The following is a 22,273-nucleotide window of genomic DNA, read 5'->3' as shown; positions in this document are numbered from 1 at the left end:
GCGACCGAAGCGCAGCGGCATAGTGAGCCCAGACGCTCACGGTCGCCCGTAGACGGGGCGGCAGAGGATGAGCGTGATCAGGGATAAGGAGAAGCCCACAATGAACGGGATTGGTCCGCGGCTGCGGGAAGAACGTGAGCGCTTGGGCATGACCCAGCGCGTGTTTGGCGATATCGGTGGGGTCGAACCCAATGCCCAGGGCAAGTACGAAAGTGGCGAGCGTACGCCGCGGGTCGATTACCTGGCAGCAGTGGCGGCCAGGGGGGTGGATGCACTGTACGTGCTTAGTGGCATGCGCACGCCGGCCCCGCTAGAAGGGTTGAGTACGGATGAGTCAGGGCTGCTGGGCGCCTTCCGGCAATTGCCGATCGACGACCAGGCGGCCATCTGGCACCTGCTTGGCCGCTTGAGCAGCGATATCAAGCCCAGGCAAACAGTGAGGCCTGTCACTGTTGTGCGTCAGGCGTTTCTTACAGAAGCAATGCGTTAGACCCGCCTGGAAAAATTTTGTTAAGGTGGCGGGATCCAATCGCCCTGCTGACGAGGTGTGTGCTTGATTAGGGTCTTAGTGGTCGACGATCACGATCTGGTACGAACCGGTATTACCCGCATGCTGGCCGACATCGACGGCTTGCAGGTGGTGGGTGAGGGGGACTCGGGTGAATCCGCGCTCAAACTGGCCCGCGAGCTGAAGCCGGACGTGGTGCTGATGGACGTGAAAATGCCCGGCATCGGCGGCCTTGAGGCCACCCGCAAACTGCTGCGCAGCCACCCGGATATCAAGGTAGTGGCCGTGACCGTGTGCGAGGAAGACCCGTTCCCCACCCGCCTGTTGCAAGCCGGTGCCGCCGGTTACTTGACCAAGGGCGCAGGCCTTGACGAGATGGTTCAGGCCATCCGTCTGGCTTTTGCCGGCCAGCGCTACATCAGCCCGCAAATCGCCCAGCAGTTGGCGCTGAAACCTTTCCAGCCACAGGGCTCACCGTTCGATACACTGTCGGAGCGGGAAATCCAGATTGCCCTGATGATCGTTGGCTGTCAGAAAGTGCAGATCATCTCTGACAAGTTGTGCCTCTCGCCCAAGACCGTCAATACTTACCGTTATCGGATCTTTGAAAAACTCTCGGTCACCAGCGACGTCGAACTGACCTTGCTGGCCGTTCGCCACGGCATGGTCGACGCAAGCCTGTAGAACCTCATGTCCCAAGTGTTTGATGCCAGCGCATTCCTGGCCACCTGCAGTGGTCGCCCGGGCGTTTACCGGATGTTCGACGGCGAAGCCCGCCTGCTTTACGTGGGCAAGGCCAAGAACCTCAAGAAACGCCTGGCCAGCTATTTCCGCAAGACCGGCCTGGCGCCCAAGACCGCCGCGCTGGTCGCGCGCATCGCCCAGGTCGAAACCACCATCACCGCCAACGAAACCGAGGCGTTGCTGCTGGAGCAGAACCTGATCAAGGAATGGCGGCCGCCGTACAACATCCTGCTGCGCGACGACAAATCCTACCCCTACGTGTTCCTGTCCGACGGTGAGTTCCCGCGGCTGGGCATTCACCGTGGGGCGAAGAAGGCCAAGGGCCGCTACTTTGGCCCGTACCCCAGTGCTGGCGCCATCCGCGAAAGCCTAAGCTTGCTGCAAAAGGCTTTTTCGGTGCGCCAGTGTGAAGACAGTTACTACGCCAACCGCACCCGGCCGTGCCTGCAGTACCAGATCAAACGCTGCAAAGGGCCCTGCACCGACCTGGTCACCCCCGAAGAATACGCCGAGGATGTGCGCCACTCGGTGATGTTTCTGGAAGGCCGCAGCCAGCAACTGGGCAACGAGCTCAATGCCGAGATGGAGAAGGCCGCCATGGCCCTCGACTTCGAGAAGGCCGCTGAGTTGCGCGACCAGATCGCCTTGTTGCGCCGCGTGCAGGACCAGCAGTACATCGAAGGCGGCAGTGGCGACGTCGATGTCATCGCCGCTTTCGTCAACCCCGGTGGCGCCTGCGTGCACCTGATCAGCGTGCGCGGCGGCCGGGTGCTGGGCAGCAAGAACTTCTTCCCGCAGGTGGGCATCGAGGAGGAGGTGGCCGAGGTCATGGCCGCATTCCTTTCCCAGTACTACCTGGGCAACGCAGAACGCGAATTGCCCAGCGAGTTGATCGTCAACGTTGTTCACGAAGACTTCGATGCCATCACCGCAGCGCTGCACACGCTGCGTGGCCGCGAGCTGACCATCAGCCACCGGGTACGCGGCACGCGCGCCCGCTGGCAGCAGCTGGCAGTGACCAACGCCGAGCAGGCGCTGAACGCTCGCCTGGCCAACCGCCAGCACATGGCCGCACGTTTCGAGGCCTTGGCCGAAGTGCTGGGCCTGGACGAAGTACCGCAGCGGCTGGAATGCTACGACATCAGCCATTCCAGTGGTGAAGCCACCGTGGCCAGTTGCGTGGTGTTCGGCCCCGAAGGTGCGCTGAAGTCCGACTATCGCCGCTTCAACATCGAAGGCGTCACAGCCGGCGATGACTACGCCGCCATGCACCAGGCCCTGACCCGCCGTTACGGGCGTATCAAGGATGGTGAGGGCAAGCTGCCCGACGTGTTGCTGGTGGACGGCGGCAAGGGGCAGTTGAACATGGCCCGGGATGTGATGCAGGAATTGGGCTTCACTGACCTGACCCTGCTGGGTGTGGCCAAGGGCGTCACCCGCAAGGCCGGTTTCGAAACCCTGTACCTGAACGACGTGCACCACGAGTTCACACTAAAGGGTGATTCACCGGCCCTGCACCTGATCCAGCAGATCCGCGACGAAGCCCACCGTTTTGCCATTACCGGCCACCGCGCTCGCCGCGGCAAGGCCCGCCGGGTGTCGAGCCTGGAGGATGTGGCCGGGGTAGGGCCCAAGCGCCGGCGCGACCTGCTGAAACATTTCGGCGGCCTGCAGGAGCTCAACCGCGCCAGTATCGATGAAATCGCCAAAGCCCCCGGCATCAGTAAAAAGCTTGCCGAGTCGATTTATGCCAGCCTGCATAGCGAGTAGAATGCCGGGCTCAACTTGCAGCCAGTCGTACCGATGAATATTCCAAACCTGCTCACCGTTCTACGCGTCCTGCTCATTCCGTGCTTCATTCTGCTGTTCTATATGCCTTATCAGTGGAGCTATATGGCCGCCAGCAGCGTGTTTGCCGTTGCCGCCGCCACTGACTGGCTGGACGGCTACCTGGCGCGTCGCCTGCAGCAGAGCACGCCGTTCGGTGCCTTTCTGGACCCGGTGGCCGACAAGCTGATGGTGGCGGTGGCCCTGGTACTGCTGGTGCAGACCCACGCCAACTTCTGGCTGACCCTGCCGGCGGCGGTCATCATCGGCCGCGAAATCGTGGTGTCGGCGCTGCGCGAGTGGATGGCTGAGCTGGGCGCGCGGGCGCACGTGGCGGTGTCCAACCTTGGCAAGTGGAAGACCGCCGCGCAGATGCTGGCGCTGGTGATCCTGCTGGGCAACCCGCCAGCGGTAACGTTCTGGGTGATCCTGGGCTACGGGCTGCTGCTGGTGGCGGCGGGGCTGACCCTGTGGTCGATGGTGCATTACCTGCTGGCCGCCTGGCCGCACCTGCGCGAAGGTTCTGAACAGAAATAAACTTTTTTTGAATCAAGGGGTTGACGCTGTTTTAGAAATCGCTAGAATGGCACCCATCACGACGCGGGAATAGCTCAGTTGGTAGAGCACGACCTTGCCAAGGTCGGGGTCGCGAGTTCGAGTCTCGTTTCCCGCTCCAAATAAAGATATACAGGTTTAATCAGAATCGGTATATCGTCGAAAAGGCCCTTAGGGGCCTTTTTTCGTTTCTGCAGTCTTCACCGAAAATCAGCGTTATCCCGGCATTTCAAAGGCAGCAACTAGTCCAGAATTGAAATCGCCCAATTCGTTTCTGCGGGGAGAGCTGCTCATGAATCCTCACATTCGCTAAAAGCCGCGCCCCCGCATTCGTAAAATGCCCTTTGAGTCCGCCAGGCTGTGAGTCTGGCCTGAATCCATTCAACATGGAGCTCAATCTGCTGCCGTGGCTAGGATTTCGAGCTCGGTCGCCCCGGGATATGGCTAAGTATCGACTTGGAAAAGCCGCCATCGACACAAATATCCTGCCCGGTAACAAAGCCGGCTAGCGGGCTAACGAGAAACTCGATCACGTTCGCGATATCCATTGGCTCACCAATTCTCCCCAGCGGAATAATCCCTTCCCGTGCTCTCTTGATCTGTGGGTCTGCGTACATTTTTTCAGACATGGGTGTATGCGTCATACCTGGCGACACGACATTCACTCGGATGCCATCAGGTGCCCACTCCAGCGCCAGCGTTTGCGCCAACATGGTTAATGCTGCCTTGGTGGGGCTGTAGGCGCCAGAGCCGGCATGCGGAAGCTGGCCAGACATCGACGAGGTGAAGCACGCTGAGCCTCGGCTCTCGCGAAGGTGCGGGTAGGCCGCTTTGGCTAGCAGCCAGGCGCCGCGAAGATTCACGGCGAACATGTCGTCCCAATCCTTGAAGGACAAGCTACAGATCGCGCCCGGGCTGGCGATGCCAGCATTCGCAACAAGCGCGTCAAGCCCCCCAAATTCGGCTACTGCAGCTGCTACAAGTTGGTCAGGTACTGCAGGGTCGCCGAGATCACCCGACAGCGAGATCGCGATGCCACCCATCGACTCTATCGTTCGAACGACGTCGTCCTGCGTCGCGTTTGACGTCTGCCCGCACACGGCAATTTTCGGCTGCGAGCCCCGGGCAAGTGCAGCCTCCGCGATCCTCAGGCATGTAGAAGCACCGATGCCGCTACTACCGCCACTCACCAAAGCTCTCATTCAATTGCCCTCACACGTAGATTTTGTTTTAGGTGGAAGGCTCAAACTACAAAACTGGAAGGTACTTTGCAATCAAATTGACAATGGAATCCAGTTCCGTTATCGTTTTTTTCGTCATCAGGATGTCCTTGACAGCGCAGTGGCTGTCGCTCTCCAGGTGCATCCATCATCGCGTCTTCCTGCAGGCGATAGTGGTCACCCTACAAAATTCATAATATGAATGGCCCGTTTCACTTCGGTGAGTCCTCAACTGAAAGGATGTTTCGATATGATCATCAGCACGTTTTCTTATCTGTGGTCATCCACGGCAATCGATGCAATTGCGCAGTTGTCAGAGCATGGGCACCGCGTGTTCGAGGTGCCCGTAAGCTCGCCCCATTGCTGGCCGGTGGAAATGTCTATTGCAGAGCGTTCTGCTGCAAGCGTGCGTCTGCGTCAGTACGACGCAAAGATCAGGTCGCTCAATGCCGGCGGCTATGACGTCAACCTGGCCAGTCCCGCCGCCAATATGCGTCAGAAGAGCATCGATCACATCAAGGCAGTGATTGACCTGGCAGTCGCTTGGGATACCCAAGAGGTGGTGATATCCCCGGGTACCCGGCGCCCGATGATTTCTCCACCGCTTGAAAAGACTTATGACTGGATGTACGAGAGCCTGGCGGTTTTAACGCCGCTTGCGAAACAGGCGGGTGTTCGCTTGCTGCTGGAAAATACCCCGTATTGCTTCACGCCTACGATGGGGGAGCTGGCAGAGGTTGTTGCCACTATCAATGATGATGTCGTCAGGGTCGTATATGACATCGCCAACGCTGCTTACATAGGTGAGGATCCGGTAGCCAGTCTGCTGACCTATCGCAGCGCTATCGACTTTGTGCATGTGTCCGACACCGGCATGGATGTTTGGGGCCATGATCCAGTGGGCACCGGAGTCGTGGATTTCGTCGGACTGGGTGAGGCCGTTCAGGCGACCTGCGGTATTGAAAACTGCGTGCTCGAAATCATCCGCGAAGAAAACGCCTTGTACGAGCTGAACAAAGGTGTGCAGGATCTGCGGGAGAAGGGTTGGGACATTCCGTAATTGCGTTTCAATCGCTCGTCATCACAGTAGCCCTGAGGCCCGCAATGGGCCCAGGTCCAAGTCAGAGCGTCAGCGTGCAGGTAGCGGGCTTTCACCGTTGACCGAAGTCCACAGCGACCAGCACTCGCCAACCTTGATGGCGGACTGTTTCAGATGTTCGATATGAGCATTCAGGGTTTCCTCTCGCATGCGGGCGATAGGGCCGGCGATGCTGAGGGTTGCCACCGGGGCTGAGTTGGCCGGGCGTGTTTTATCGAATACAGGCACTGCCACAACGCACACACCCACTTCACCTTCTTCTCTGACTACAGCATGCCCCTCTTTGCGGATCAGGGCGATGTCATCGAAAATATCGCGTATCGAAACGCGAGCGTTGGGCCCTGCGTACTCTCGGCTTTTCTCGATATCCCAGGCGGCGAGAATGCGCATGGCGCGCTCATCAGGCATGGTGGAGAGCCATGCTTTACCAGCCGCGGTGGTATGGGGGATGATTTTTTCGTCCAGGGCGCGGCGGTATTGAAGGCCCCTGGTGTTATTCGTGGCCTGCAGCACCCAACTCAGATGATCCTCAGCAACTTCCGCCAGGCGAACATGCTCGCCGGTTTCGCTGGCGAGTTCGTCGAGCAAAGGTTGCATTATTCTGGCAAAGCCGGTTTCACTGATGTAGTTCACGCCCATGCTGGGAATTTTAAGCGTCAGGCAGTAGTGGTCCTGCTCGTCTTGGTAAACGTAGCCTCTTTCCCGCAGGGCGCTCAATATACGGTGAGCTGTGGCCATAGCCACTTGAGTCTGTTCACTGATGTCAGACAGGGCGAGGCCGCCTGGATGGGAAAGGAGCAGTTCCAAAGTATTGAAGTAGCGGCCTATATGTGACAATTTTCTAATCCTTAATTTCGTGCCAGCGTTTTAGACCTTGATGGGAACACCACCCAGGCGATCTGACTCATAGGCCGCCTCGATGATACGCATGACGCGGTGCATGGTGGCGAGCCCGGCACCTGCATAAGCACTATCACGGTCAGGCGCGAGTATGTCGATTACGAAGTTGTCGTAATACACGTCAGAGTTCAAGCTCATGTGCAGGTCACTTGCCTGCCCGGACGCGTCCACCAGCCGCATGCCATCTGCGGTGGAGCGTGCGTAGAACTGATCCGTTGACATTGAAAATGAATACTCCCGTTGCTCGGGCGTATTGGCGGGATAATTGTACCCCGTTTCGATAGTGCAGATGCACCCACTCTCGGTCACCAGGGTCATCAACGAGCCGATCTCTACGGCTGTCAGTAGCGGGTCGCGATACATCACGGCTGACACGCTTCGAATCGCCTCGCCGGAAATTTCCTGAACCAGATCGACGAAATGAGGGGCGAGATTGATCGTGCATCCGCCACCTGAGCGTTTCGGCTCAAGCATCCAGGAGCAACCGTTGGTCAGGTAGCGTCCAGGCGGGCCAGCGTTGAATCGAAACGCCAGGGTTCTCCACTTGGCATCACTCTGCCTGGCTTGCTGTTTCAGGCGGTTCAATAACTCGCTGTGCCTCCATATCAACGGCACCGCCACGAACAGGCCGCTGGCCTGTGTGCGTTGGTAAAGATCCAGCACTTCGTGTTGGGTTAGCCCGCAAGGCTTTTCCATCGCGAAGGGGACCTTTTGCTCAATCAATGCCTCGCCCATGGCATGCAGCTCATCGTGCGGGCCAAAGGCGAAGGCAAAATCAGCTTCCTCGTTTTCCAGCAGGGTTTCCCAGTGATCGTAAAGTTTTGCTCCGAAACGCTGGGCGAGAGCAGGCCCCCGCGACCCCGTTGCGTCGGATACCGCCGTGACCGTTACATCAGGCAGACGCTCCAGAGCATCAAGATAGAGCGGGGTGTGCCAGTGGCTGACTTCCAGGAGAACGACTTTCAAACATCCACCCTTTATTAATAAGTATGTTTGACAAACTTGGCGACGCTAACGGGGTTTCGGATCGGACCACCGACGAATAGCGCGCAAGCGACACTGCAGAGGTTGCCAGCAGGCTAGCATGACCCTGTTACGAACGGAAGTAAGTTACGTTCTATTGGGGTGCCAAACGCTGGCAAGGCATGGCGGCCAGCATCACGGAGGTGAGCGGGCCGAGAGCATGCGCATCGTGGAGGTTTTGATTGACGCAATGAAGAACCCTCGTGCTGGCTGCCGAGGGGAGGAGGGGTACTAAAGTCCCTTTGAGTAGCGACGCTCGATGTTTTTGAAGCCCAGAAAATCAAGTGCCAGCAAGGCCTGTCCTAAATGCATGGGCTCGCCATCAAGGGTTTTGCATCCGCGCGCTTGTGCCGTCAGTAACAACGCGGTTGGCTCGGATCGAGTGATGATGTCGACCACCACCATGGCGGGGGTTAAACGCTCTGCTTCTACTGGCATCGGATCATCGGGGTTCATGCCGAGAGGCGTCGCATTGATAACGATGTCATGACCTTCCGGGTCTGGTGGACCTGCATGCACATTGCACGAACCCTCTTTGCCAGCGCTTTGCGCCAGGTCAGCGGCGCGGTGCGGGTCCAGATCAGAAATGGTCAGTGAGTAGGCGCCAGCAGCGGCCACGGCAAAAGCGATAGCCCTTCCCGAGCCGCCGGCTCCGACCAGCAGGACAGATTTCCCAAGCACAGAAACACCCTGACGCTGCATCCCCAGTACGCAGCCGAGCCCGTCGAACACAGCGCCCTCCCAGCGACCGTCCTTATCGCAGCGAACCACATTTATTGCCCCTACCTGGCGCGCGGAGGGGTGAAGGATGTCCACGACTTCAAGCATGGTCTGCTTGTGCGGCATGGTGACCAGAAGCCCGTCTAGGTTGCGCAAAGCGCGCGCGCCTTTGACGAACTCGGCCAGGGCCTGCGTACCGACCTCCAATGGAATGCACACGGCGTCAGTCTGTGCTTCGGCGAATAGCCTGTTCAGCAGCATCGGCGACCTGGCGCTCTTGAGCGGGTCACCTATCAGTCCATAGATGCGTGTTTTGCCGGTGATGTGGGGATGCATGTGAACCTACTGTAGGTGGCGAGTGCACGCAATTGCCAGCTCGCGGGTTGGATGCTTGCTGGCGGCGCACACGTTCATCGCCTTGGGGCTCAACGTGCTGCGCAGGGCAATTGCGCAACACGTTGAGCGTGATGGGTCTGGTTGTCAGGTGTGCGTCACAGCAGTTGATTTTTCAGCGCTTGATTGGGGGCGCTACTGCTCGATCTGGGATTGGACTTTTCCTGCAGCAGTTCGTACTCCTCCTTCGACATCGGCACCGCGTTGGGGTCGCCAAGTTCGCTCAGACGAATACGGAACGTTTCGCGGGTCGTGAACGCCGCAATTGCGCAGATCGCACAGATACCAAACGTCAGGGCGCCAATTTTCAGCGGGATATTTTCGGTGCCAGGCGGCGCAACCGATACGAACAGCGCTGGCAGAAACGCTGTGCATGCCACGCCGATGTTTTGACCGATAGCCATACCGGTGACGCGTACCCGGGTGCGGAACAACTCTGGGAACATGCTTGGGAAAACACCATTGAAGCCTTGGTAGGCCACGCCCCACATGAGAAGCGACAGGATCAGAGACAGCCAGAGATTGTGGATGCTGATGGCATAGAGGTATCCAAACGACAACAGGCCGCCGCAGAGCACGCCCACGATCACTGGGGGGCGACGCCCAATTCTGTCAGAGAGTCTACCGACGAATGGGATAAGTATCACCGCGCACAAATTGCCCAGGACAGGAATCCACATGAACAAGCCTGAGGGGAAGCCAATACCGTAAGCAGGCTGGACTGCATAGGTGGCGCCGAACACGGAGGCGAGGATTGCAAGGACTGCAGAGAGTGCCATGCAGACGACGCGCAACACATCCTTCCAGCTTTCGGTGAGCACTTCGACCACTGGCAATTTGCGAGGCTTGTCCCCTGCTTGCGCCTCAGCGAAGACCGGGGCCTCATGGACTTCACGGCGGATGATCCAGCCGACCACAAGCACCACAGCGCTCAGCAGGAACGGAATTCGCCAGCCCCAGGACGCAAAAGCATCTGCGGGCATGAATTGGGCCAGTGGCAGGAACACCGCCGCCGCTAGCAGTTGCCCGGCTTGCACGCCTTGAAGGGTAAAGCTGGCGAAGTAACCACGGCGCCCGTCAGGTGCATGCTCCATGGTCATGGAGCTTGCGCAAGACACCTCGCCGGCAACCGCGAACCCTTGGATCAGACGCAAGGTAATCAGTATCGCGGGAGCCCACACGCCGATCTGGTCGTAGGTCGGGAGCAAGCCAATGCACATGGTCGAAAAGCCCATCAAGAACATGCAGTAGACCAGGACTGTCTTGCGCCCATGGCGGTCACCCAGGTGCCCCAGCACCACCGCGCCTATAGGTCGTGCGATGTACCCAACCCCGAAGCTGGCAAGTGAAACGATGATGCCGACGGTGGGATTGTCCGTTGGAAAAAACAGCTGCGGGAAAAGCAAGGCTGCGGCAGTGGCATAAATGAAAAAGTCGTAGTACTCCAACGCCGAGCCGATCCAGCCGCTAGCGGCGGCCTTCCTCGACTGACGCTTGGAGTGTGGATCGCTCGGGATGCCATGGCTCATGAAGTGTCTCCGGTACCGTGATTTTGTTATTGTAACGTCGTTCCATTTGTAATGTTGTTCCGGAGCATTGCCTTTGTCAAGGCTGCTGGCAGGTCTCACGCCCCGGTCGTCGACCTGCAATAGGCTGGCAGCTCAAGCCCGGTTCGGTGTTGATGGCAGGCGTGCATTTGCGTTGACTTGACGAGGACACGGTGCTTACTATTGTAACTGTGTTCCAAATAGAACAGCGTGACATTTTGGTTGGCGCTGCTCATAACCAGCTGAGAAGAATTCCATGAGAGTCGTTAAAGGTGCTGTTGATCGCTGCCTTGAGGCTATCGAGCTGCTGGCTCGTGAGGCCCGCTGGATGCGAATGTCTGATATTGCAGGTGAACTGGGGATGGAAAAGGGGCCGGCCCACCGTGTGCTTGCGCAGTTGGTAGAACAAGGCTGGGCCGAGCAGGATGAGGCGACCTCCCAATACCGGCTGACACTCAAGCTGGCGCTTTTAGGGCAGCGTTACCTGAACGGCATCGGGCTGCCGGAGCTTGTGCAGCCGATTATCGAAAACGTAGCGTCTTTATCCCATGAGCTGGTACGCCTGACTGTCGTCTGCGAGGGCGGTTTGTCCTGGCTCGCCTCGGCTCAAGGCGCTGCACCTGGGTTGATGTACTCGCCAGCCATGGATCAGCCAATCAATCTGTACACCACTGCAAACGGCAAAGCCTGGCTTGCATCCATGCCTGACGAGCAAGCTGTCGAAATTGCTATCCGCGACGGTCTGGGCAAAGACCTGGGTGTAGGCAAAGGCCCTAAGGCTATCAATACCGTTGAACGCTTGCTTTCCGATTTGGCGGCGACCAGGTCACGGGGTTATGGCCTCGTTGTGGAAGAGGCTGAGGCCGGTGTGTGGGCTATCGCGGTGCCGGTGAAGATGATCCCGTCGGGAGTTGTGGTCGGGACCATGAGTATTGCCGGCCCGGTGTTACGGATGCATCCAGACCGCTATGACGAATTGCATGCACTGCTCGAGGATGCTGCGAACAAGCTCGGGACGGTATGGCCTCGGCAACCCAGCGTGCAGGGGTGAAGCTCATGGATCAGTGCAGTCAATCAGCTGATGCGCGTGAACCAACCCTTATGCAAGCCGCCGCGTACCTCGCGAAAGCACGCCAAACGGGTAATCGACTAGATGCTCTGCCCTGCAATGAGGCGTCACTGAGCCTGGAGCAAGGCTTCCAGATACAGCAGCATGTCGGTGTGCTGGCCGGGAAAAAAGTGGGCGGATGGAAATGCGCATTGCCCAAACCTGGCAAGTGGATAGTCGCGCCCATCTACACCGATAGCATCGTGAGTTGCGACCGATACCCCCTTGGCTTCGCAACTTCCACGGTACGAATCGAGCCCGAGCTTGCATGCGTGTTGGGCGCCAGTCTTCCTGCCCGCGCGGCGCCCTACACGGCCGATGACATTACGCGGGCCATCAGTCAGGTACACCTTGCACTCGAGGTAATCGACTGTCGATATACCGATCCGCAGAAGGTCCCGTTCGAGCAGTTGCTGGCTGACGGGTTGTTCAACCATGGACTAGTGCTGGGGCCTCGTGCCATTTCGCTGAGCTCGAACAATTTGCCCACTCACCTTGATGTAACCCTGAGTCATCCGGGTGTAGAGCCTGTGAGCATTGCCGGCACTCACCCGGATCAAGACCCCGTCTCGCCGATCGTCTGGCTCGCCAATTTTCTCTCTGCACGTGGCATCGGTCTGCAAGCGGGTCAGGTCGTGATCACCGGCTCCTATGCGGGGCTACTCGAAGTTCCCACCCACCAGCCGCTGGATATCCAGTTCGGCGAGGCAGGATCTCTGTCTGTCTTTTTTTCAACGCTTGAGGAGTAACGTATGCGCTTGGTTCGTTTCGGTTTGCCAGGACAAGAACTGCCTGGGATTTTGGATGCTCAAGGACAGATCAGGGATCTTTCGGGCATCGTCGATGATATCGATGCCGCAGCGCTGGCGCCGTCCAGTATTGAAAAACTGCGTGGCATCGACATTGAGCGCCTGCCACTGGTACCGGCCGGGACACGTTTGGGCCCGTGCGTGGGCAGCGTGCCGAACCTGATCTGTATCGGCCTCAATTATTCTGACCACGCCGCCGAAACCAACACGCCCATTCCGAGCCAACCTGTGGTGTTCAACAAGCACACCGGGGCCATCAGTGGTGCAAATGACCCTGTGATCCTGCCGGGTGATGCAAAGAAGCTCGACTGGGAGGTCGAACTGGCCATCGTGATTGGTTCACCTGCCTGGCACGTAGATGAAAGCAAGGCGCTGGATCATATCGCCGGTTACTGCCTGGCAAACGATGTCTCCGAGCGCGCCTATCAGCTCGAGTACGAAGGGCAATGGACAAAGGGCAAGAGCAGCTTTTCCTTCGCGCCACTTGGCCCTTGGCTGGTGACTCGTGATGAAATCGCCGACCCGCAGAACCTCGACCTCTGGCTGGAAGTGAACGGCAAGCGTTATCAGAACGGTAACACTCGGACGATGATTTTCAGCGTGGCTCACATCGTGTCCTACCTCAGCCGTTTCATGCCCCTGCTGCCGGGTGACGTCATCATCACCGGCACACCGCCCGGCGTAGGCCTGGGCCAGAAGCCGCATGTGTTTCTCAAGGCCGGGGACGTCATGCGCGTAGGTGGAACGGGGTTGGGCGAGCAGTGCCAGACTGTAGTTCCCTATGTTTCGGAGATGGGCGCAGCCTGGGTTGACGGTCGCTACCCTAACGTTGATTGACCCCGGAGTAAAAGATATGAGTTTTGCAGGAACAGGCGTAGTCGCAATTTGGCATGATCTTTTGCCCGAGGCGCGGGATGAGTTCTACGAGTGGCATAACCGTGAGCACATGCCAGAGCGCGCGGCGATCCCTGGTTTTCAGCGGGGACGGCGATACATCGCGCTCGATGCGGGGCCTCTCTATTTCAATCTGTACGAGGCCGATACCGTCGGGGTGTTAGGGGGGGCAGATTACCTGGCTCGCCTCAATGCGCCGACACCCTGGACACAGAAAGTCGTGCAGTCGTATCGCAATGTTGCTCGATCGATCTGTGACGTGCACTACACCGCCGGCGTAGGAAATGGCGCCTACCTGGTCACCCTGCGCTTCAATGTAACCGCCGAACGCCACGCAGACGTTCTCCAGGCGTTGCGTGATCAGGTGCTGCCTCCACTGGCCGATGCTCAGGGGATCACGGGGATCCACCTTTGCACCGCCGATGAGGCCGTCAGCAAGGTTGAGACTGCGGAGAAAAAGGCCCGATCGGAGGGTACTGAAATCCCATCCTGGATCATCATCATCGAAGGCTGTGCCGCAGACTATGTCGGGCATGCCAGAGCGCAACTGGTCGAGGCCGTTGGCAACGTGCTGGACGAACCTGAACCGCAACTTGCCACGACGCTTTATCAACTGGAATACACCCGCTGCAAGACCCCTTCCAGCGCCGGGTGATAATTGCCGAGCTGCACTAAGCAAACAACGTTCCGCGTTTTGCTCCTTTGGGTGCGCCGCGCGTGCAGATAAGCACGCTGCGGGCGCGCTCTTTTTCAGCCAGCGTCTCGGCGCTGCAGTGCGTGCGAAAAAAAACGCTATTCAAGGGTGATGCGTCAAACGATAACAAGAATTAAAACCTCGTTGAATGAATGTTCGGCGTGAAGGGCTGCGTTTCAATTAACTATCTGTTGTGGAAAAATAAAAATGAAAATCCGCGCATCCGGCTCTATTTTCAGTCACGCAAACGTGTTTGTCGCCGTGCCGCTGCTGAGTACTGCAATCGGCGCACAGGCAGTCGAAACCGGGTTTGTAGAGGATTCAACGGCAGGATTGAACCTGCGTAATTATTATATTAACCGCAACTATGTCAGCGACTCCGCGACTCAAAGTAAGGCCGAGGCGTGGAGCCAGGCGTTCATCTTGAACTACAAGTCCGGCTTCACCCAAGGCTTGGTAGGTTTTGGTCTGGACGCCATGGGTCTTTACTCTGTGAAACTGGACGGTGGCCGTGGCACGCCGGGGACCCAATTGCTGCCGATTCATGACGATGGCCAAGCGGCAGATGATTATGGGCGGCTGGCCATTGCAGGCAAAGTCAGGATCTCCGCTACGGAGCTCAAGGTCGGCGAATGGATGCCTACACTACCGATCTTGCGTTCCGATGACGGGCGTTCGTTGCCGCAGACGTTCAGAGGTGCGCAGGTCACTTCTCGAGAGATCGAAAATCTCACTTTGTATGGCGGCCAATTCCGAGCCAACAGCCCACGAAACGATGCCAGCATGGACGATATGTTCCTTGCCCAGAAGCCGGGCGTCTTTTCGGATCGGTTCAACTTTGTGGGTGGTGAGTACACGTTCAACGACAAGCGGACGTTGCTCGGTGGTTGGGGCGCTGAGTTGAAGGATATCTACCGCCAGCAGATGATCCAGATCACTCACAGCCAGCCCATTGGCACATGGACACTGGCTGCCAACGTCCAATGGTTCACGGGGAAGGATGACGGGCGATCATTGGCGGGTGGTCTCGACAACCGGACCTGGTCTGGATTGTTTTCCGCGATGCACGGTGCGAACACCTTTTACATAGGCCTGCAGAAGGTTTCCGGCCAGGACGGCTGGATGAAAGTCAACGGCACTTCAGGTGGCTCATTGGCCAACGACAGCTTTAGCTCCAGCTACGAAAATGCCAATGAGCGTTCCTGGCAGGTGCGCCACGATTATAATTTTGTGGCGTTGGGCGTTCCGGGCCTGGTGCTTATGAACCGCTATATCAAAGGTAGCGGTATTCATGTTGGGGGAGAGACCGGTGTCAAGGAGTGGGGGCGGGAGACCGAACTGGCCTATGTGTTCCAGGCTGGCGCGCTCAAAGACTTGAATATCAAATGGCGGAATTCGACGTTACGTCGGGGTTGGGGCACCCATACAAGCTTCAATGAAAACCGATTGGTCCTCAACTATCCGTTTTCGCTGTTTTGATGCGTAGGGATGGGCGGCAGTCTGTATCAGGCCACGCAGCGTCCAGCCCGTAGGCAGGTAGCCCTGAATTTTAGGTACAAAGACCGCGACGCGTTGCTGAGCGCCGTAACGAACGTGGCTTACCTGGGCATATCGCTTATCATGTCCGCAGGCATTTCGGAAAGTTCAGGTGCGCTCAACAGGTCCACTGCGGACAGCAGCGCATCGGGTTCGATGGGGCTTTCCAGGATCACGGTGTGTTGGGTGTGATTGTCGATCAGGCGCAGAGTCGGTGTGGCGTTCAATCCGTTCTGCGAGGCTTCCGTGTTTTGGCGGGCCGCGGTTTGAGCCACCTCTTCACCCGCCAGGCAGCGTTGCAGGCCAGGCGTCCCACCGGAAGAGGTGCTGACGGTGGCCAACCCCTGGCCGTTGCTTTGCGAGTGCAGGTAGACCCAGACACCTGCCCCCCACAGGCCCTCTGGGCCTTCGGGCTGGCCTACGCATTCGAGCAGCCGCGCTTCGCGACTGGATGCAGGCTCGTTTTGTGGCAACGGCAGATCGGGCCAGGCCAGGTTGACGTGATCGTTGGTGACGATCCAGCGCTGCAGTTGGGGCAGGTAGAACCGGCAATGGGGGCATTCAAGGTTGGTATAGAGCGTGACCGTAAAGCGTGCTTCGGGGTTGCCATAGATCCACGGTGGGCCGCTATCGGCAGCGGGGTGTAAGGGTAGCGGTAGCCACCAGCACAGAGCCAGACCCGCGACAGCGAGCCAACCGCAGGTCCATTTCAGGTTTTGCGCCGTTATCCGTTTGCGCATGGTGTCGCTCCTGACAGTTCCTGGTTAACCCGCTTTAAAGGCTCGTTGCCACGTGCACGGTCGATGTCATGAGCCGAGTTCGGTGATGCCGTGTCCCTGCATGAGGGTATGACGCGCGGTTTTTCCCCCCAGTTCCGTCATTGCCAACGGCAGGCACAGGCTGGCTCGCACGGCGCGAAACAGCAGGTCTATCGACTTGGACAGAAACCCACCCTCACAGGCTATTTCCCTCGGCCATTTAGCTATCCGACCGCCGAACGACCGGTTTCGGCCATATAAGCCAGTCTGGCTTCATCTCAAGGTACCGCCTAAAAAATATCAGATCTTTGCCTGATATTTTCGCCAGTAGTCAATTTGATGAAAGCGGATTCAAATGATCAAGGGCAACGGGCTGGGTGAGTGTGATGAAGCCTATAGATAACGACGCCGGACCAAGGCTGCCAGATTTTGTCAGTACCAGAGTGAAGTCGTTTGTACAAGAGCATTTGAATGCAGTGTGGGGCGGGCGCCATCTGTTGCCGCGTTGGTTCGGCTTTCGATGAATAGTAGTATTTCAGATGATCAAGCGGAACGTATCGTCAAAGGATGCATTGCTGCCATTAGAACAATCCGCGGCTGAACGCGCTATACAAGGTCGCCGCCGTGAAGACCGGAAAACCACTACCTGTCAAAATTGCCAGTTCTTCATAGGTCCAATTCTATGTATGTTGTTCCTTCACACGGAATGTCGCATACAAGGAGTGGGACCTATGAACAGACTTGTCAAATCACTCGCAGTCGCGGGCCTGATGCTTCACCTGCAGAGCCCAAGCGCTGCTCCAGTTGGTGTACCTGCTAAAGCTGTGCAGAATTACCTGGCCCCCTGTTTCACGGCCGGTAACGGTGTGAACTGTGAAGTTTCGGGTGTGGCGCGAGTCGGCGAAAATCTCATCCTTGCTAATGACAAGAAAATGCCTAGGCCTGGCGGTCCTGCAATTTTTACAATGGCACTTGATGATCATCGTATCGTCGGCACGCCCTCCTATCTAGAGGGAACGGTGCTGCTCAAGGCAGACAAGTTTGAAGGCCTTACAACCACGCTGGATGGGAAGTATGTCATCGCCATCACTGCGTTCAACAATCCTTCCAATGACGCCCTCAATACGTTGCTCTACTGGCCAGTGAGCGAACCAAAAAATGCTACGGTCATCTCTGTATCAACGGGAAATCAGGTGACAAACTCGCAAGATTTGCGGGCGAAAATTAGGGAAGCCGTAGGCTCGTCTTATTATCAGATTGAGGCGATTTCTACTTCGCCTGGCGACCGTTTGCTGATAGGTATTCGTAAGCATGGTAAAGAGAGCAAACAAGCAAAATTCTCGTTTTTATTGCTGTCAATTTCTTGCTCCATCAATGAGCAGGGCGTTCAGCTTGGCGACCAATTTGAGATTGTTTTGAGCCTGACGCCTGACCAACTGGTCGAAAAACTGGGTATGCAGGCAGGGGCGTATCCTGAGTTGGGGCTTTCTGGGCTCGAGTTTGACCGCTACAACCAAGACCGCCTTTACGCAGTTACCAGTTACGAGCGAGACGGTAAGGAGGTCGGCCAGAAAGAGATTGGCGGCTTCTTGTGGGTGTTGCCGTTTGAAGGCTCTAAGCTTGGTGAGCCTCAGCCTGTCAGGCTTGAAGAAGGGGCTGTGGTGGCCTTCAACCACAAGCCCGAGGGTGTGGAGGTACTTGACGACAGCCATGTGCTGATCGTGCATGACGACGACCGGGTAAGGGTGGAAGATCCCGAGACGCACACCAGGCGTCAAGAGCACGAATTTGGCTACAGTGTCGTAACCTTCGGCGCAGAGTAAGTTGGAACCTAGGTGCTGATCGGTCTCATTCGGGTAGCCAGCGATCACCGGCCACGGAAATCATCGGGCTGATTTACGCCAGCAGGCGGTAGTGAAGATCTATTTCTCCACTTTAAAGCCATTCAGTTGGACGGCTTCGGAGCTTGAAGCCGCTGGCGCAGGACTGACATTTTTACCAGTAGGCAGGCCTCGCCAAGCGATTTAGGGTCATGGTCAGCGAGGAGGCTGAGCTGCGCGAGTCACAAGAACAACCGTCGGGCACTTCCTCACAGCAACAGGGAAGTGGCAGAAATGAACGGACGAATGTTGTTAACGGCTTGGGCGGCGATCCTCCTGACCTGCGGCGCTGAAGCTTCCGACACGTTACGAATAGATGACCTCGCGCCTTATGGTCGTGGCGACACGGCCGGCTTTCAAAAATGGTGCGCGCAAGTGCGGGGTGTGAATCAGGCACCTCCAGCTGTGGTGGTCGATGGAGTTACTTTGCCCATATCGCGTGTCAAGCAGCAGCGGGATTCCCTGTGCTTCAACTTAGCTGAGGGGGTAAACAGTGGCCCGGTTTGGCTAAGTGCTGGCGGGTTTACGAGCAACGCGGTCTGGCTCAGCACAAGGCAAAGCTGGGTGCAATCTCCCAGCCAAGACCGTCTCGTGACTATCAATGACCGGGTGGTGACTGCTCTGGATTTGGTCAGTTTGATCTTGCGTGAAAATACTAACGGCCTGCTGGAGACGCGAAGGATTGCGCTTCAGTACGACGTGGACATCGTTGGGGTGATACCGCCTTTGAATGTTGTTCAAGTGCGTCTGCGCGCTCGCACATTGGCAGCGCGTCACAGCATCGTGAGCAGCATGAAAAGCGACCCTGCCGTGCAGGGGATCGTAGTGGAGGATGACAACCCAGAGCGACCGGAAGATCCTGAACGAATCATCGAGCCGCCTGACCAGGCGGGGTGGATCGCCAACAAACTCGAGCAGGCAGTGGAGGCCTTCAAGCACAATGTTCGTGAGCAAGGGCGGAGTTTTCAGCCAACTAACGTGGTAGTCGGCGTGGTAGAGAAGGGTGTCAATTTTGAATCGACTGATTTCTCGGCGTTTGCAGCGCCGTGCAAAGGCGTCGGCACGTGCCTTTACGCCCGCCACAGTTCTGCGATAAACGGGCACGGCTCAGTGGTTGCCGGAATACTTGCGGCTCGCCTGTATCCGCGCGGCAATGTGGCTTTTCTAAGTCGGTTGGGTGCCGTGGGCGGGCGCTTCGACATCATTGTGGATCGCGGCGCAGCGTCAGGTGTTACGGCTCGCATCGCTGCTTCGGTGAACCTTGTTGAAGACGGTGCGCGGGTGCTCAATTGGAGCTGGGGGGTTCACCGGATAGGAACGCTCAACCTGAGGGGCGAACCTGTAGATATCAACGTCCGCACCGACGAGGCAATGGCCGGGTACGAATTGTTATTGAGGCGTTTCTTTGATTGGTTAGAACACCGGCATTCGAGCGTTGTGGTGGTCAATTCAGCGGGTAATAGCGCCTCCACTACCGATGATCATCTGCCTGCATCATTGTCATCAGCTCAGCTTGTAGTAGTGGGTGGGCATCAGCGAAGTCGCCAGGTTGTGGATGTGGCTGACCCTCGTTTCGCAGTGCCTCGTAGCAGTTCAAACGTTGGCCCTCGTATCGACATCAGTGCTGCCGCGTGTCCGAATCCCTCTCGATCGACTGCGGTGAGGGCCGGGCGGGGTGGAGGGTGTGGCACTTCGTATGCCGCAGCCCTGGTCACTGGCGTGGTCGCTGCGATGATTTCCATCAACCCTGATCTCACCCCACGACAAATCAAGCACTTGTTACGCCAGAGTGCATTGCCGATGATTGCCAGACCTGATCAGGCACGCCGCATTGGGCCGACGCGACCGATCAGAGCTGCCGCTTGCTCGAACAATGTTGCTTGCGCAGTTGAGCAGTTTGCACGGCTGGATATGCATCAAGCCTTGGCGCTTGCGGTCAAGACAAAGCGTCACCCGTCCATGGCTGAAGATGGTGGTGGTGAGTTACTTGAATAGCAGGAGTGGATGAGCACCAGCACGCGGGACGGCTGTTACATGTCGAGCCTCATCGAAACGCCGCTCATTGACACCTTCGCCCTTGTGGGGCCAGCGGGCGCTTCAACACGTTGTTCTGACTATCCCAGTCCCAGGGAAATTGACTTTGACCTGACAGCTGCATCGCGTCCGGCGGCAAGGTGCAGTCGTTCGGTCAACCACATGACGCCGGCAGCTTTCTCATAAAGCTCTGTAATAGACATGCTGACGTGGGGGCGTAGCAGGGCCAGGCAGCTGCGGATAACCCCTTGATGCACAGGCTGTAACCACCCATGACAAAGGCCCAGTTCCCGAGCCTGCGACCACAGAGCCGGGCCCTTGGCGAATGTTTTGGGTTCCCATAACAATGGGATGTCCGAGCTTTGAAGATAAGGGGGTCGAAAATCCAATGCCGCCTGGACGATCCTGCGTCCGCCGGGCAAGAGGTTTTCTGAGTGGAGCTCGTAGGGGGGGCTGGTGTATCTGAAGCTGTAGAAGGTAAATCCCAACCCTGCAGCGAGATGAGGGAGCTCCTTGAGCAATGCCGGTAACTCTCGCAATCGCTCCCAATCTTCTGTGGTCCTGTTGAGCATCTAACCTCCGTGTAGGAATACACGTAGCGGGACCTGCCACGTTCAACAAACTATAGGATTACAGTAAACCCCAGCTTGATAGTCAACTTTGTCGTTGCGCCTGCTTGGCATAAATGAGCAAAATGTGTTGTCAGTCACTGCATATAGGGGAGGCAGTTCCCAGGTCAAACACGCTGGACTACAGTGCCTGGCAATTGATTTTTTCTTATCTACGCCCTCAGTCGCCTTGCTTTGGTTTTACCTTGAGTCTCATCCTCGATCTCGATCGTGCTTATAAACACCAGCCGCGCTTCACGGCTGGGTCGTGCTTGCCGAGGTTCTGCCTTTTTCGTAAACCAAGCAGGTTGGCGCAATGCCAATGCTGCCCGGCACGAGTTTGAACTGACCTGTCATTTTTGCTAGTGGACACAAAGCGTCACGCGATTCAAAGTCATTGCTCGAGAGGCGCGTAAGCGAGCGAATGTTGATGAGTTAAAAAACGTCGTCAGGGCGTGCGCTGACCCGCAGAGGTAATGTGTGAACCTGATGTGCCTTCATCAGTAGCCTACCCCCTATGCGGATCTACGGAGGGATTCCATGAGGGTGTCCATCTATCAACCTATACTGCTGGCGCTGCTGATACTTGTACTGCCGGGTAATGTTTGGGCAGGGCTGCCCGAATCGTTGAAGGTCATGTCATTCAATGTGCGCACACCGGTCGACGCTGCGCCTGGTAAGCGGTGGGAAGACCGTCGGGCCGCGATGGTCACGATGATTCTGGATGTCCAGCCCGCTGTTATCGGTACTCAGGAGCTCGTGCAGGAGCAGGCTGATTATCTGGCAGCTCACCTTCCCGGCTACCGTTGGTTCGGGGAGGGGCGACGCGGCGGCGACGGCGATGAACATATGGGTGTGTTCTACGACAGCACGCAGATGACGGCGGAACAATGGGGTGACTTTTGGCTGTCGGACACGCCTGACGTTGCAGGGAGCGTCAGCTGGGGCAATCTCTTTCCTCGCATGGTCAGTTGGGCGTTATTCCGTCGGATCGAGGACGGCCGCCGTTTCTATTTCCTGAATACTCATCTGCCTTATCGCGCAGAGGATGAGACGGCGCGGGTCAAGGGGGCAGAGCTGATCGCCGCTCGCGTCGACAAATTACCCATTGGCGTGCCCGTGGTGCTAACAGGTGATTTCAATGCTGAACCCGGCAGTTCGGCTTACCTGGCGCTTTCCCGCGTATTGCAGGATACCCGTCCTGTAGTGAAAACCCCGCGGGGGCCAAGCAATACCTTCCATGGTTTCACCGGCAAGGCCACAGTGCGCGTGGACTGGGTGCTGGAGCGCGGCTTCCATGCGCGCAGCTTCGTTACCGACGATCGCCTCATCAACGGCGTGCTTCCCTCGGATCACTTCCCAGTGGTGGTTGAGCTGGAGTGGACCAGCCCGTAGTCGATTATTGCTGGAGCTCGC

At 57.5% G+C, this 22,273-nt stretch carries 19 protein-coding genes and 1 tRNA gene; 14 read left to right on the top strand and 6 right to left on the bottom strand.

Translation table 11 applies throughout. The features are described from left to right. The first annotated feature begins 100 nt into the window (after nt 1-100). The 5 genes from OZ911_RS19535 (at nt 101) to OZ911_RS19515 (ending at nt 3,755) form a co-directional block, all read left to right on the top strand. The gene (locus tag OZ911_RS19535; protein ID WP_023047492.1) at nt 101-490 is read left to right on the top strand and encodes a helix-turn-helix domain-containing protein; all 390 of its coding nucleotides are present in this window, start codon (nt 101-103) and stop codon (nt 488-490) included. A gap of 63 nt (nt 491-553) precedes the next feature. Then, nucleotides 554-1,192 carry a response regulator transcription factor GacA gene (gene gacA, locus OZ911_RS19530; RefSeq protein ID WP_023047491.1) on the top strand — a complete coding sequence of 213 codons (639 nt, stop codon included), beginning with the start codon at nt 554-556 and terminating at the stop codon, nt 1,190-1,192. 6 nt (nt 1,193-1,198) lie between these two features. Then, nucleotides 1,199-3,022 carry an excinuclease ABC subunit UvrC gene (gene uvrC, locus OZ911_RS19525; RefSeq protein ID WP_060516982.1) on the top strand — a complete coding sequence of 608 codons (1,824 nt, stop codon included), beginning with the start codon at nt 1,199-1,201 and terminating at the stop codon, nt 3,020-3,022. Between the two features lie 33 nt (nt 3,023-3,055). Next, the gene (pgsA, locus tag OZ911_RS19520; RefSeq protein ID WP_016488197.1) at nt 3,056-3,616 is read left to right on the top strand and encodes a CDP-diacylglycerol--glycerol-3-phosphate 3-phosphatidyltransferase; all 561 of its coding nucleotides are present in this window, start codon (nt 3,056-3,058) and stop codon (nt 3,614-3,616) included. A 63-nt stretch (nt 3,617-3,679) separates the two neighbouring features. Next, a tRNA-Gly gene (locus tag OZ911_RS19515) sits at nt 3,680-3,755 on the top strand. A gap of 289 nt (nt 3,756-4,044) precedes the next feature. Here OZ911_RS19515 and OZ911_RS19510 read toward each other — a convergent pair. Further along, nucleotides 4,045-4,836, bottom strand: coding sequence for an SDR family NAD(P)-dependent oxidoreductase (locus tag OZ911_RS19510; protein WP_031311879.1), 792 nt, complete (start codon nt 4,834-4,836; stop codon nt 4,045-4,047). Nucleotides 4,837-5,104: 268 nt separating this feature from the next. Between OZ911_RS19510 and OZ911_RS19505 the strand changes: the two genes are divergently transcribed. Then, complete coding sequence (locus tag OZ911_RS19505) at nt 5,105-5,914, top strand: sugar phosphate isomerase/epimerase family protein (RefSeq protein ID WP_023047554.1); 810 nt, start codon at nt 5,105-5,107, stop codon at nt 5,912-5,914. Nucleotides 5,915-5,983: 69 nt separating this feature from the next. Here OZ911_RS19505 and OZ911_RS19500 read toward each other — a convergent pair whose 3' ends face one another. The 4 genes from OZ911_RS19500 to OZ911_RS19485 form a co-directional block, all read right to left on the bottom strand. Next, entirely contained in the window at nt 5,984-6,790 is an 807-nt protein-coding gene (locus tag OZ911_RS19500; RefSeq protein ID WP_082421987.1) for an IclR family transcriptional regulator, read from the bottom strand. 30 nt (nt 6,791-6,820) lie between these two features. Next, nucleotides 6,821-7,819, bottom strand: coding sequence for a Gfo/Idh/MocA family protein (locus OZ911_RS19495; protein ID WP_031311880.1), 999 nt, complete (start codon nt 7,817-7,819; stop codon nt 6,821-6,823). 288 nt (nt 7,820-8,107) lie between these two features. Continuing rightward, on the bottom strand, nt 8,108-8,932 hold the full coding sequence (locus OZ911_RS19490; RefSeq protein WP_031311882.1) for a shikimate dehydrogenase family protein: 825 nt from the start codon (nt 8,930-8,932) through the stop codon (nt 8,108-8,110). Nucleotides 8,933-9,087: 155 nt separating this feature from the next. Beyond that, nucleotides 9,088-10,518 carry an MFS transporter gene (locus OZ911_RS19485; protein WP_016488188.1) on the bottom strand — a complete coding sequence of 477 codons (1,431 nt, stop codon included), beginning with the start codon at nt 10,516-10,518 and terminating at the stop codon, nt 9,088-9,090. Nucleotides 10,519-10,792: 274 nt separating this feature from the next. Between OZ911_RS19485 and OZ911_RS19480 the strand changes: the two genes are divergently transcribed. From OZ911_RS19480 to OZ911_RS19460, 5 genes are all read left to right on the top strand, one after another. Further along, nucleotides 10,793-11,587: an IclR family transcriptional regulator gene (locus OZ911_RS19480; RefSeq protein ID WP_016488187.1), complete on the top strand. Its 795-nt coding sequence runs from the start codon at nt 10,793-10,795 to the stop codon at nt 11,585-11,587. 5 nt (nt 11,588-11,592) lie between these two features. Beyond that, a complete protein-coding gene (locus OZ911_RS19475) occupies nt 11,593-12,393 on the top strand; it encodes a 2-keto-4-pentenoate hydratase (RefSeq protein WP_031311886.1) in 801 nt (266 codons plus the stop codon). A 3-nt stretch (nt 12,394-12,396) separates the two neighbouring features. Beyond that, nucleotides 12,397-13,290, top strand: coding sequence for a fumarylacetoacetate hydrolase family protein (locus tag OZ911_RS19470; RefSeq protein WP_016488185.1), 894 nt, complete (start codon nt 12,397-12,399; stop codon nt 13,288-13,290). A gap of 16 nt (nt 13,291-13,306) precedes the next feature. Then, nucleotides 13,307-14,002 (top strand): hypothetical protein, encoded by a 696-nt coding sequence (locus OZ911_RS19465; protein ID WP_016488184.1) that lies wholly within the window; start codon nt 13,307-13,309, stop codon nt 14,000-14,002. 246 nt (nt 14,003-14,248) lie between these two features. After that, on the top strand, nt 14,249-15,520 hold the full coding sequence (locus tag OZ911_RS19460) for an OprD family porin (protein ID WP_070086949.1): 1,272 nt from the start codon (nt 14,249-14,251) through the stop codon (nt 15,518-15,520). A 119-nt stretch (nt 15,521-15,639) separates the two neighbouring features. Here OZ911_RS19460 and OZ911_RS19455 read toward each other — a convergent pair whose 3' ends face one another. Continuing rightward, the gene (locus tag OZ911_RS19455; protein WP_023047560.1) at nt 15,640-16,317 is read right to left on the bottom strand and encodes a DsbA family protein; all 678 of its coding nucleotides are present in this window, start codon (nt 16,315-16,317) and stop codon (nt 15,640-15,642) included. 749 nt (nt 16,318-17,066) lie between these two features. Here OZ911_RS19455 and OZ911_RS19445 point away from each other — a divergent pair. From OZ911_RS19445 to OZ911_RS19435, 3 genes are all read left to right on the top strand, one after another. Continuing rightward, nucleotides 17,067-18,158, top strand: coding sequence for a hypothetical protein (locus OZ911_RS19445; protein WP_096426543.1), 1,092 nt, complete (start codon nt 17,067-17,069; stop codon nt 18,156-18,158). A gap of 291 nt (nt 18,159-18,449) precedes the next feature. Further along, a complete protein-coding gene (locus tag OZ911_RS19440) occupies nt 18,450-20,210 on the top strand; it encodes a S8/S53 family peptidase (protein WP_033731521.1) in 1,761 nt (586 codons plus the stop codon). 1,187 nt (nt 20,211-21,397) lie between these two features. Beyond that, on the top strand, nt 21,398-22,252 hold the full coding sequence (locus OZ911_RS19435; RefSeq protein ID WP_023047563.1) for an endonuclease/exonuclease/phosphatase family protein: 855 nt from the start codon (nt 21,398-21,400) through the stop codon (nt 22,250-22,252). Nucleotides 22,253-22,273 lie beyond the last annotated feature (21 nt).

The organism is Pseudomonas fortuita (genome assembly GCF_026898135.2).
In the GTDB taxonomy this organism is placed as follows: Bacteria; Pseudomonadota; Gammaproteobacteria; order Pseudomonadales; family Pseudomonadaceae; genus Aquipseudomonas; species Aquipseudomonas fortuita.
The sequence above is the reverse complement of the archived record's forward strand: the minus strand, read 5'-3'. Positions and strand labels throughout refer to the sequence as shown.